Consider the following 11,042-nt stretch of genomic DNA (forward strand, 5'->3'; position numbering starts at 1 on the left):
TCGGCAAAAATATTGTTTCAGCGATGCTGAATCGAATTTTTTCAGGCAAATGCCAGTAAATGTGCCTTCTTAAGGGGCATTTTTACTAGCGTTTGCCTGGAGTCAAGTGAACCACTTCATATGATGTTGTAGACATGGCAAGGCGTTCTCGCCGCATTCGGCATAAACACAGGTACTTGCCACCAATCTGAAACCGGCTTCATAAAGAAGCCGGTTTTTACTCGACAAGAGGTTTATTAACCGAGAATTTTACTGGCTTCGCGCGCCACATTATCCATCTCGTCCAACAGTTCCAGTAGCTCCGGCTCCAAATCTTCTTCTTTAGTACCGTTGCGTAGCTGTTGTTCGATTAGTTGGCAGAGATTCTTCATTCGCGGTACGCCGCTATAACCGCAACTGCCATGCAGTTTATGGATCAAATCAACCAGGCCTTCCGGGTTTTCTCCAACCAATTGTTCTTCAACTTTGTTGCGAACTTCTGGCAGGAAATCGAGCAACATTTGCAGCATATCGCGCGCCAGATCGTTTTTTCCTGCAGCCTGGCGCAGTGCCAGTTGCCAGTCGAGAGTCGCATTCTGATTCACCACAATTTCGTTCACTTCTGGCGTCACGACGCGAGAAGAAATGCCACTGCCGGGCTTGTAACGTAACAGCAAATTATGCAACCGCTCTTCTTCAATCGGTTTCGCCAGATAATCGCTCATTCCCGCGCCAAGCAGTTTCTCTTTTTGCCCGGCCATCGCGTGCGCCGTTACCGCGATAACTGGTGTTTGCTGCTGATGCGGGAGCTGGTGAATGAGTTCACATGCCCGAATGCCGTCCATATCCGGCATTTGAATATCCATTAAGATTAAATCGAACGGCATCTGTTTCGCCCGTTCAACCGCCTGATGTCCGCTATCGCACAGCTCAACATGCTGCACCATATCTTCCAGCAATGCGCCGATAAGTTTCAGGTTTGCCGGATTATCATCAACAGCCATAACCGTCATTGCCAGCTTACTTTCATCGGTAACAGGCAAAAGTGTGTTTTGCTTTTGATGACAAAATTCCGTCAGTACAGGCAACAAACGTGTAGGCGTCAGGGGTTTCAGCAGACACGCGCCGATACCATCTTGCTTGAGCTTTTCGGCATTGACCTGTGCATGGCACGGAAGTGCCAGCATCAGAAAATCGGTCATTGACACCGCTTGCGCCAACCGCTCATGCTGCATCGTCAGCGGTTCGCGGAAGGTTACCGCAATCCCTAACAAAATCATGTCGTAATGTGCAGGAGGCAGCGCGGAGAACGTTGGGCTATAAACCACTTCCAGCGGTGTTTCGCTTAAAATATCCAGCGTACACTGGGCGGCTGCAGAGTTCGGTTCGACATAAGCCAGGCGTTTACCCGCGAGGCACTGAGTGGATGGCCCTTCGATAATAATATTCGGGTTCAGATCGAGATTAATATGGAACCAGAAGGTTGAACCACGATTCGGCTGGCTATGGAACGAGATATCGCCGCCCATTTCATTGACCAGTTTTTGCGTAATCACCAGCCCCAGCCCGGTGCCGCCATGACGGCGTGAAATACTGGCATCTGCCTGTCTGAAGGCCTGGAACAAACGCGATTGATCACGTTCAGGAATACCAATGCCGGTATCACGGATCTGCACTTCAATCTGTACTTTGGTATTACTCAGCGCACGTTTTTCTACCAGAATGTCGATGTTGCCATTCTCGGTGAATTTAATCGCATTCCCCACCAGGTTAGTGATTATTTGCTGTAAACGCAGCGGGTCGCCAATGACGTTATCGGGCACGTCGCTCTTAATATTGAGCGTCAATTCCAGTCCTTTATCGTGAGAAGAATGCGCCAGTAGCGTTACCACTTCATCCAGCGTGCTGCGTAGTGGGAATGGAATACTTTCCAGAATCAGCTTGCCTGCTTCCAGTTTTGAGAAATCGAGAACATCATTAATAATTGCCAGCAAATTATTTGCCGAGCGTTCAATAGTATTGAGGTGATCGCGCTGCGTTGGTGTTAATTCTGTTTTCAACGTCAGGCGGGTAAAACCAATAACGCCATTCAACGGTGTACGCAGCTCATGCGACATGTTTGCCAGAAACTCTGACTTAATACGCGCCGCTTCCTGGGCGCGTTTTTTCGCCAGATCCAGTTCAACGTTCTGAATTTCCATCTGTTCCAGCGTTTCACGCAGATCGGACGTCGCCTGGTCGATATTGTGCTGCATCTCTTCGTGATAAGCCGCCAGCGACATTGCCATCGAGTTGATGCCATTTTTCAGCATATCCAACTCTCCGAGCATAAATCCTTCCACCCGACTGTCGAGTTGCCCTCGGCGGATGCGGTCGACGGTATTCACCATGTTGCGAATTGGGCCGGTTACATCGCGCATTAAGCGCCAGCCAAAAATAAGCGCGATACCAATACAAAACAGCATCATCACGCTAGAAATAAAGATCTCTTTATATTGCTGCAAGCGCACTGATTTAAGATCCAGCTCAAGAGCAATATATCCCAACATATTTTGACTATTTTTGGCATCGCTGCTGGGTGATTCGTCGGGAGAATAACTCTCAGAAATAATCGGCGTGCGCAGGATCATAATATCGCCATCACGTGTGACAGTAAGTTGGCGCGGAAATGGCACGTTGCTGCCGAGCTGCATTGATGAAGGATCAAGATGAAAATTGGAGGTGACAAAAAGTCGGTTATTTTCATCATAAACCGAAATGGCACGAACAATATCGGAATGGCGACGATGCAAAACGCTGATCAATTGACCAATAGATTCGCGATTTTGCAGGCTCATGCCATATTCCGTTGAAACCGCAAGCGGCTCAATAATGCTGGCACCGGCATCTTCCAGTTGACGCTGCAAGTCGTTATAGCGATGCACGACGAAAAAGATGCTAAGCAATAAACCAATAAGGACGGTCGGTGCCAGGATCAGAATCATCATGCGTGCGCGCAGGCTGTAGTTGGTCATGGAGTTCCGTTATGGGACAATTAAGGTCACACTGTTAAATTGAGAAAGTCTCGCCAATGGCGCAATTCTACTCTGCAAAACGACGCGCGACGACGCGTCAGATCATAACCGTTTCAGTCAACGACCTCGACTCTTTTGGTCAGGGCGTGGCGCGACATAACGGCAAAGCGTTATTTATTCCTGGATTACTACCGCCGGAAAACGCGGAAGTTACTGTTACTGAAGATAAAAAACAGTACGCCCGCGCTAAGGTCGTGCGCAGGTTAAGCGACAGCCCGGAACGCAAAACGCCACGCTGCCCTCATTTTGGCGTATGCGGCGGTTGTCAGCAACAACACGCCAGCGTCGAACTCCAGCAGCGTAGCAAAAGCGCAGCACTCGCCCGGTTAATGAAACACGACGTCTCTGAAGTGATCGACGATGTCCCCTGGGGTTATCGCCGTCGCGCGCGTTTAAGTCTGAACTATCTACCGAAAAAACAACAACTCCAGATGGGATTTCGCAAAGCGGGTTCCAGTGACATTGTCGACGTTAAACAATGCCCTATTTTAGTGCCCCAACTTGAAGCGTTGTTGCCCAAAGTCAGGGCATGCCTGGACAGCTTACAAGCTATGCGCCATCTTGGTCATGTTGAACTGGTGCAGGCAACCAGCGGCCTGTTGATGATTTTACGCCATACCGCACCGCTAAGTTTGGCAGATCGCGAAAAACTGGAACGCTTTTCGCATTCTGAAGGCCTGGATCTGTATCTCGCCCCCGATAGTGAGATACTCGAAACCGTCTCTGGCGAGATGCCCTGGTATGACTCAAACGGGTTGCGCTTAACCTTTAGTCCGCGTGATTTTATTCAGATCAATGCGGGTGTGAACCAGAAAATGGTGGCGCGAGCGCTGGAGTGGCTGGATGTTCAGCCTGATGATCGTGTGCTGGATCTGTTCTGTGGTATGGGCAATTTTACGCTGCCGTTAGCGACCCGTGCGGCAAGTGTTGTTGGTGTGGAAGGGGTTCCGGCGCTGGTGGAAAAAGGCCAGCAGAACGCGAGTCTTAATCGCTTACATAATGTGACGTTTTATCACGAAAATCTTGAAGATGATGTCACAAAGCAGCCGTGGGCAAAAAACGGCTTTGATAAAGTGTTGCTGGACCCGGCGCGTGCTGGTGCAGCAGGCGTTATGCAACAAATTATAAAACTGGAACCTATTCGTATAGTTTATGTATCCTGTAACCCTGCGACGCTGGCTCGGGATAGCGAGGCGTTATTAAAAGCAGGATATACCATTGCGCGGTTGGCGATGCTGGATATGTTCCCACACACGGGGCATCTGGAATCGATGGTACTTTTCTCGCGCGTTAAATAGTTACGATTTGCTGATTTCAGCAGGTCAGGTCCCTAAAGGAGAGGACGATGGTTGCGGTAAGAAGTGCACATATCAATAAGGCTGGTGAATTTGATCCGGAAAAATGGATCGCAAGTCTGGGCATTGCCAGCCAGAAGTCGTGTGAGTGCTTAGCCGAAACCTGGGCGTATTGTCTGCAGCAGACGCAGGGGCATCCGGATGCCAGTTTGCTGTTGTGGCGTGGTGTCGAGATGGTGGAGATCCTCTCGACATTAAGTATGGACATTGACACGCTGCGGGCTGCGCTGCTGTTCCCTCTGGCCGATGCAAACGTCGTCAGCGAAGACGTACTGCGCGAGAGTGTCGGTAAGTCGGTCGTTAATCTTATTCACGGTGTGCGCGATATGGCGGCAATCCGCCAACTGAAAGCAACGCACACCGATTCTGTTTCCTCCGAACAGGTCGATAACGTTCGCCGGATGTTGCTGGCGATGGTCGATGACTTCCGTTGCGTGGTCATCAAACTGGCGGAGCGAATTGCCCATCTGCGCGAAGTAAAAGATGCGCCGGAAGATGAACGCGTGCTGGCGGCAAAAGAGTGCACCAATATCTACGCGCCGCTGGCGAACCGTCTTGGGATTGGGCAACTGAAATGGGAACTGGAAGATTACTGCTTCCGTTACCTCCACCCGACCGAGTACAAACGTATTGCAAAACTGCTGCATGAGCGCCGCCTCGACCGCGAACACTACATTGAAGAGTTTGTGGGGCATCTGCGTGCAGAGATGAAAGCTGAAGGCGTTAAAGCTGAAGTGTATGGCCGCCCAAAACACATCTACAGCATCTGGCGCAAAATGCAGAAAAAGAACCTCGCCTTTGATGAGCTGTTTGATGTTCGTGCGGTGCGTATCGTCGCGGAACGTTTGCAGGATTGTTACGCCGCGCTGGGCATAGTGCACACTCACTATCGCCACTTGCCGGATGAGTTCGATGATTACGTTGCGAACCCGAAACCGAACGGTTATCAGTCTATTCATACCGTAGTGTTGGGGCCGGGCGGCAAAACCGTTGAGATCCAAATCCGCACCAAACAGATGCATGAAGATGCAGAGTTGGGTGTTGCTGCGCACTGGAAATACAAAGAAGGCGCGGCTGCTGGCGGCGCACGTTCGGGACATGAAGACCGGATTGCCTGGCTGCGTAAACTGATTGCGTGGCAGGAAGAGATGGCTGATTCTGGCGAAATGCTCGACGAAGTACGCAGTCAGGTCTTTGATGATCGGGTATATGTGTTTACGCCGAAAGGTGATGTTGTTGATCTGCCTGCGGGATCAACGCCGCTGGATTTCGCTTACCACATCCATAGTGATGTCGGGCACCGCTGCATCGGGGCAAAAATTGGCGGGCGCATTGTGCCATTCACCTACCAGTTGCAGATGGGTGACCAGATTGAAATTATCACCCAGAAACAGCCGAATCCCAGCCGTGACTGGTTAAACCCAAACCTGGGTTATGTTACAACCAGCCGCGGGCGTTCGAAAATTCACGCCTGGTTCCGTAAACAGGATCGTGACAAAAATATTCTGGCAGGACGGCAAATCCTTGACGACGAACTGGAACATTTGGGGATCAGTCTGAAGGAAGCAGAAAAATATCTGCTGCCGCGTTACAACTTCAATGACGTCGACGAGTTGTTGGCGGCGATTGGTGGCGGGGATATCCGTCTCAATCAGATGGTCAACTTCCTGCAATCGCAATTTAATAAGCCGAGCGCCGAAGAGCAGGACGCCGCCGCACTGAAACAGCTTCAGCAAAAAAGCTATACACCACAAAACCGCAGTAAAGATAACGGTCGTGTAGTGGTAGAAGGCGTGGGCAACCTGATGCACCACATCGCGCGTTGCTGCCAGCCGATTCCTGGCGATGAGATTGTCGGTTTCATTACCCAGGGCCGCGGGATCTCCGTACACCGCGCCGATTGCGAACAACTGGCGGAACTGCGCTCCCATGCGCCGGAACGAATTGTTGACGCGGTATGGGGCGAGAGCTACTCCGCTGGTTACTCGCTGGTGGTTCGCGTGCAGGCCAATGATCGTAGTGGATTGTTGCGTGATATCACCACTATTCTCGCCAATGAGAAGGTGAATGTGCTTGGCGTTGCCAGCCGCAGCGACACGAAACAGCAACTGGCGACCATCGATATGACCATTGAGATTTATAACCTGCAAGTGCTGGGGCGCGTGCTGGGTAAACTCAATCAGGTGCCAGATGTTATCGATGCAAGACGACTGCACGGGAATTAATCTTACATAGCCGGATATGGCGTCAGCCGTATCCGACGATATCCTTTACTCGAAGGTGTTACACCTGACAGACCCGCAATTTTCAGGACATTCCAATGAATCAAATCGACCGTTTGCTCACTATCATGCAGCGTCTTCGTGACCCGGAAAACGGCTGTCCGTGGGACAAAGAGCAGACATTCGCTTCTATTGCACCTTATACCCTTGAAGAAACTTATGAAGTGCTGGATGCCATTGCCCGCGAAGACTTTGACGATCTGCGCGGTGAACTGGGCGATTTGCTGTTCCAGGTGGTGTTTTACGCGCAAATGGCCCAGGAAGAAGGGCGCTTTGACTTTAATGATATTTGCGCGGCGATCAGCGATAAGTTAGAGCGCCGCCATCCGCATGTTTTTGCTGACAGTTCTGCCGATAACAGCAGTGAAGTTCTTGCCCGTTGGGAGCAGATCAAAACCGAAGAGCGCGCGCAGAAGGCGCAACATTCAGCGCTGGACGATATTCCTCGCAGTTTACCGGCCTTAATGCGTGCGCAAAAAATCCAGAAACGCTGCGCCAACGTTGGCTTCGACTGGACGACGCTTGGCCCGGTGGTCGATAAAGTTTACGAAGAGATTGACGAGGTCATGTACGAGGCGCGGCAGGCTGTAGTGGACCAGGCTAAACTGGAGGAGGAAATGGGCGACCTGCTGTTTGCGACGGTCAATCTGGCCCGCCATTTAGGGACGAAAGCAGAGATTGCGCTACAAAAAGCTAACGAAAAATTTGAGCGTCGTTTTCGCGAAGTGGAGCGGATTGTTGCCGCGCGTGGACTGGAAATGACAGGTGTTGACCTCGAAACAATGGAAGAAGTCTGGCAGCAGGTAAAACGGCAGGAAATTGATCTCTAAGGAAATTACACGGTCAAGCGCGATTTGTGTCATTTTTTAAATGACAAGCGCTTGATTTGCGTCAAAAACATTTACCCCAAAGGGGCTATTTTCTCACTCCTGATTTCAATTGTGCGCTGGCGAAGAGGAGGGATAATGAAAGTTTGTGGCACAGGTCATGTTCGGGTATACTGCTTTCCCGTCCTGGTTATTCCATCGTCTTTTCAACCTAACTTCTCAGGTTCAGCATGACAACGAACTATATTTTTGTGACCGGCGGGGTCGTATCCTCTCTGGGTAAAGGCATTGCCGCAGCCTCCCTCGCAGCCATTCTTGAAGCCCGTGGCCTCAATGTGACCATCATGAAACTGGATCCGTACATCAACGTCGATCCAGGTACTATGAGCCCAATCCAACACGGGGAAGTGTTCGTTACTGAAGACGGCGCTGAAACCGACCTGGACCTGGGGCACTACGAGCGTTTCATTCGCACCAAAATGAGCCGCCGCAACAACTTCACCACGGGTCGTATCTATTCTGACGTTCTGCGTAAAGAACGCCGTGGCGACTATCTGGGCGCAACCGTACAGGTTATCCCGCACATTACTAACGCTATTAAAGAACGCGTTCTTGCCGGCGGTGAAGGCCACGACGTGGTTCTGGTCGAAATCGGCGGTACTGTCGGTGACATCGAATCCCTGCCGTTCCTTGAAGCGATTCGCCAGTTGGCTGTTGATATTGGTCGTGAACACGCGCTGTTCATGCACCTGACCCTGGTGCCGTACATGGCTGCGTCTGGTGAAGTCAAAACCAAGCCGACTCAGCACTCTGTAAAAGAGCTGCTTTCTATCGGCATCCAGCCTGATATCCTGATTTGTCGTTCAGATCGCGCCGTTCCGGCGAACGAACGTGCGAAGATTGCATTGTTCTGTAATGTTCCGGAAAAAGCGGTTATTTCTCTGAAAGACGTCGATTCTATCTATAAAATTCCAGGCCTGTTGAAATCTCAGGGGCTGGACGATTATATTTGTAAACGATTCAGCTTGAACTGCCCGGAAGCTAATCTGTCCGAATGGGAACAGGTTATCTTTGAAGAAGCGAATCCGGTAAGTGAAGTCACTATCGGTATGGTCGGCAAGTACATTGAACTGCCGGACGCTTATAAATCCGTGATTGAAGCACTGAAACACGGCGGGCTGAAAAATCGTGTTAGCGTCAACATCAAACTGATCGATTCACAAGATGTTGAAACACGCGGTGTTGAAATCCTTAAAGGCCTGGATGCGATCCTCGTACCTGGTGGTTTCGGTTACCGTGGCGTAGAGGGCATGATTACTACCGCGCGCTTTGCGCGTGAGAACAATATTCCTTATCTGGGTATTTGCCTGGGTATGCAGGTGGCGTTAATTGATTACGCTCGCCATGTTGCCAACATGGAGAACGCCAACTCTACGGAATTTGTGCCAGACTGTAAGTACCCGGTTGTGGCGCTGATTACCGAGTGGCGTGATGAAAACGGCAACGTTGAAGTTCGTAGCGAGAATAGCGATCTCGGTGGCACCATGCGTCTTGGCGCGCAGCAGTGCCAGTTGGTTGACGATAGCCTGGTTCGCCAACTGTACAATGCGCCGACAATTGTTGAACGTCATCGTCACCGTTACGAAGTCAACAACATGCTGTTGAAACAGATTGAAGATGCAGGTCTGCGCGTTGCGGGCCGTTCCGGGGATGATCAGTTGGTCGAGATCATCGAAGTTCCGAATCACCCGTGGTTCGTGGCTTGTCAGTTCCATCCGGAGTTTACTTCTACTCCACGTGATGGCCACCCGCTGTTTGCTGGCTTTGTAAAAGCCGCCAGCGAGTTCCAGAAACGTCAGGCGAAGTAAGTAAAAAAGTTAGAACGGCAACGCGTACCCAGGGTACGCGTTGTTTGTCTGGAGTTTTAGTTTAACTAGTGACTTGAGGAAACCCTAATGTCCAAAATCGTAAAAATCATCGGTCGTGAAATCATCGACTCCCGTGGTAACCCGACTGTTGAAGCCGAAGTACACCTGGAGGGTGGTTTCGTCGGTATGGCGGCTGCTCCGTCAGGTGCTTCTACTGGTTCCCGTGAAGCACTGGAACTGCGCGATGGTGACAAATCCCGTTTCCTGGGCAAAGGCGTAACCAAAGCTGTTGCTGCGGTTAACGGCCCGATCGCTCAGGCGCTGATTGGCAAAGATGCCAAAGATCAGGCTGGCATTGACAAGATCATGATCGACCTGGACGGCACTGAAAATAAATCCAAATTCGGCGCAAACGCAATCCTGGCTGTATCTCTGGCTAACGCCAAAGCTGCCGCGGCTGCTAAAGGTATGCCGCTGTACGAGCACATCGCTGAACTGAACGGTACTCCGGGCAAATACTCCATGCCGGTTCCGATGATGAACATCATCAACGGTGGTGAGCACGCTGACAACAACGTTGATATTCAGGAATTCATGATTCAGCCGGTTGGCGCGAAAACTGTGAAAGAAGCCATCCGCATGGGTTCTGAAGTTTTCCATCACCTGGCAAAAGTTCTGAAAGCGAAAGGTATGAACACTGCTGTTGGTGACGAAGGTGGCTATGCGCCGAACCTGGGTTCCAACGCTGAAGCTCTGGCTGTTATCGCTGAAGCTGTTAAAGCTGCTGGCTATGAACTGGGCAAAGACATCACTCTGGCGATGGACTGCGCAGCTTCTGAATTCTACAAAGACGGTAAATACGTTCTGGCTGGCGAAGGCAACAAAGCTTTCACCTCTGAAGAATTCACTCACTTCCTGGAAGAACTGACCAAACAGTACCCGATCGTTTCCATCGAAGATGGTCTGGACGAGTCTGACTGGGACGGTTTCGCATACCAGACCAAAGTTCTGGGCGACAAAATCCAGTTGGTTGGTGACGACCTGTTCGTAACCAACACCAAGATCCTGAAAGAAGGTATCGAAAAAGGCATCGCTAACTCCATCCTGATCAAATTCAACCAGATCGGTTCTCTGACCGAAACTCTGGCTGCAATCAAGATGGCGAAAGACGCTGGCTACACTGCAGTAATCTCTCACCGTTCTGGTGAAACTGAAGACGCTACCATCGCTGACCTGGCTGTTGGTACTGCTGCAGGCCAGATCAAAACGGGTTCTATGAGCCGTTCTGACCGCGTTGCTAAATACAACCAACTGATTCGTATCGAAGAAGCTCTGGGCGAAAAAGCACCGTACAACGGTCGTAAAGAGATCAAAGGCCAGGCATAAGTCAGACTTTATCTGATTTAAAAATGCCAGCCTTCGGGCTGTAATGCCAGTCAGTTAAGCAACTGACTGGCTCTTTTTCGGGGCTGTGGGGTATTTCCAGGGCCTCTCCTTCACCACTCTCGGGAAGGCCCTTTCCCTTCTTGTCGGTAATTTCACAAGTTGTCCCATACTTGCAAGATCGCGCATCAGCTCCGGTATACGTCCCGGTGAAGCGCCCTGCAATGTCATCAGCATTCTCATCACCATTCCGCATGATTCTGAGAAACTCAGT

At 50.7% G+C, this 11,042-nt stretch carries 6 protein-coding genes and 1 pseudogene; 5 read left to right on the forward strand and 2 right to left on the reverse strand.

Translation table 11 applies throughout. The annotated features are described in order from the left end of the window. Window positions 1-236 precede the first annotated feature (236 nt). Window positions 237-2,993 (reverse strand): two-component sensor histidine kinase BarA, encoded by a 2,757-nt coding sequence (barA, locus tag A9587_RS21785; protein ID WP_000186435.1) that lies wholly within the window; start codon window positions 2,991-2,993, stop codon window positions 237-239. Between the two features lie 56 nt (window positions 2,994-3,049). Here barA and rlmD point away from each other — a divergent pair, with 56 nt between their 5' ends. The 5 genes from rlmD (at window position 3,050) to eno (ending at window position 10,771) form a co-directional block, all read left to right on the forward strand. Next, on the forward strand, window positions 3,050-4,351 hold the full coding sequence (gene rlmD / locus A9587_RS21790) for a 23S rRNA (uracil(1939)-C(5))-methyltransferase RlmD (protein WP_000046776.1): 1,302 nt from the start codon (window positions 3,050-3,052) through the stop codon (window positions 4,349-4,351). Window positions 4,352-4,398: 47 nt separating this feature from the next. Continuing rightward, window positions 4,399-6,633: a GTP diphosphokinase gene (relA, locus tag A9587_RS21795; protein ID WP_000226792.1), complete on the forward strand. Its 2,235-nt coding sequence runs from the start codon at window positions 4,399-4,401 to the stop codon at window positions 6,631-6,633. 95 nt (window positions 6,634-6,728) lie between these two features. Continuing rightward, window positions 6,729-7,520 carry a nucleoside triphosphate pyrophosphohydrolase gene (mazG, locus tag A9587_RS21800; protein ID WP_001071626.1) on the forward strand — a complete coding sequence of 264 codons (792 nt, stop codon included), beginning with the start codon at window positions 6,729-6,731 and terminating at the stop codon, window positions 7,518-7,520. A gap of 227 nt (window positions 7,521-7,747) precedes the next feature. Then, entirely contained in the window at window positions 7,748-9,385 is a 1,638-nt protein-coding gene (gene pyrG / locus A9587_RS21805; protein ID WP_000210856.1) for a glutamine hydrolyzing CTP synthase, read from the forward strand. Between the two features lie 87 nt (window positions 9,386-9,472). Next, a complete protein-coding gene (eno, locus tag A9587_RS21810; protein WP_000036723.1) occupies window positions 9,473-10,771 on the forward strand; it encodes a phosphopyruvate hydratase in 1,299 nt (432 codons plus the stop codon). Between the two features lie 54 nt (window positions 10,772-10,825). Here the strand turns inward: eno and A9587_RS21815 are convergent. Beyond that, a pseudogene (locus tag A9587_RS21815) lies at window positions 10,826-11,042 on the reverse strand (IS4 family transposase); the annotation flags it as partial.

Source organism: Escherichia sp. MOD1-EC6162 (assembly GCF_002965125.1).
In the GTDB taxonomy this organism is placed as follows: Bacteria; Pseudomonadota; Gammaproteobacteria; order Enterobacterales; family Enterobacteriaceae; genus Escherichia; species Escherichia marmotae.